This window comes from Gordonia cholesterolivorans, assembly GCF_039531975.1.
Classification (GTDB): domain Bacteria; phylum Actinomycetota; class Actinomycetes; order Mycobacteriales; family Mycobacteriaceae; genus Gordonia; species Gordonia sihwensis.
The window spans coordinates 1-560 of record NZ_BAAARB010000083.1; the positions used below are offsets into that span (position 1 = coordinate 1).

A 560-nucleotide genomic window follows, 5' to 3' on the forward strand; every position below is an offset into this window, starting at 1 on the left:
GTGATTCGTCCGCTAAGTGTTACCACAGGACCCACTGAAAACTATGAGATTGCGGCCCACAGCATCACCGAGTCGTCTCCATGTTTCACAGTTGGGAAGAGACACTGCGGATCATACGCTTCTTTGGGCGTTCTCCACACACAAACACGGCCCGTGGTTTGGAATAGGGTGAATGATGACTCATCCGACCATATCACACGTTTCCAGTCCTCAGCGGTCCAAGTTGCATGGTCGCGGCACCATTTGCGGCGTGCTATAGCGTTATGGTCCCTGATGAGAGGTTTGGCCCGTGCAACACGACCCCGTAAGTTCATGGCATGTAATTCGCGGCGGACTGTGATTGTCGAAACAGGTTGGGGGAGGTGCTGATTGAGTTCCTCCGTCACTTGCGCCGCAGTGGCACGACGGTTCTGCGTGACAATGCGCTCTAATATCCGGCGTGACCTGTCACTGATGCTTTTCTTCCGCCCACTGTTCCGCTTCCCCGATGTGGTTTTCCCGTGTGTTGTGTAGGCCGTCATCACCTTCGACACTGTCCCTCGCGACACCTTTAACACACT

Annotated in this window: 1 protein-coding gene; it reads right to left on the reverse strand. The window is 54.5% G+C overall.

Annotation, left to right across the window (positions count from 1 at the left end):
- Positions 1 to 41: 41 nt before the first annotated feature.
- Positions 42 to 521, reverse strand: a complete 480-nt coding sequence (locus ABFX36_RS19130; RefSeq protein ID WP_428832074.1) for a hypothetical protein — start codon at positions 519 to 521, stop codon at positions 42 to 44.
- Positions 522 to 560: the final 39 nt, after the last annotated feature.

Bases quoted from the DNA above. Each gene is read 5' to 3' on its own strand.
- ABFX36_RS19130 (WP_428832074.1), bottom strand. From the start codon at position 521: ATGACGGCCTACACAACACACGGGAAAACCACATCGGGGAAGCGGAAC.